The following is a 787-nucleotide window of genomic DNA, read 5'->3' on the forward strand; positions in this document are numbered from 1 at the left end:
CCGCTGCCGTGGAGGAGGGCGGCGGCGCGGGGCTGGTCCCGCCGCCCGCCGGACCGTCCGGCCCGCAGGCGCTCACGGCGAGCAGGGTGCCCGCGGCCAGGGCGGCGGCCAGGGCTGACCGGTGGATCGTTGGCATCTGTGCGCTTCCCCCTGTGCTCGGTCGTTCGGTGCTGGGCGGTGCCGGGTCGCCGGGTGGTGCCCCGGCCGGTGGCCCGGTATCCGGGTGGTGCGTGGCCGGCCGGTTCGCGGTGCGGCGGGCCGCCGCCCTGGAGTCTTCCATCGCAGACGAGGACGGCGGTGCCCGCCCCCCGGGTTGCGCTGCGGGCCGGAGGTCACCGATCCGTGATCCGGGCCCCGGCCGGTTGACCGGCCCAGCAGGGCATCCGGCCCCGGAGGTGGACAATCGCCGATTCTCACCCGGACGAGTGAGCGGTCCTTGTGATCACCCGTCAGGGATAGGTAACCCTTACCTGACGCGACGGTGCGAGTGCCCGCCGATCCCCTCCACCACAGTGCGCGTCCGCACCCCCACGCGCCCCAAGGAGCAGCCTTGAGCACCGCCCTCACCGGAGCCCCGCCCGTACCGCCGCCCACCGTGGAGCGGGCCTGCGGGCACGACCTGCTGCTGCACCCCGACCCGGCCGTCGCCGCCGAGCAGGCCGGACTGGAGGCCCTGCTGCGCTGCTGGACGCGGGAGACCGGAGCCCGGCCCGGCCCGGACGGCCGGCTGCGGATCGCCGTCCTCGGCGGGGCCGCCCGGCTCGCCGCCCCGGTCCGCTACTGGTCA

At 77.0% G+C, this 787-nt stretch carries 1 pseudogene; it reads left to right on the forward strand.

From position 1 onward, the window contains the following. Positions 1-550: 550 nt before the first annotated feature. Positions 551-787: pseudogene (locus tag KS423_RS46530) on the forward strand (siderophore biosynthesis protein); the annotation flags it as partial.

It is taken from the genome of Streptomyces sp. LS1784, from assembly GCF_020103755.1.
Taxonomy (GTDB): domain Bacteria; phylum Actinomycetota; class Actinomycetes; order Streptomycetales; family Streptomycetaceae; genus Kitasatospora.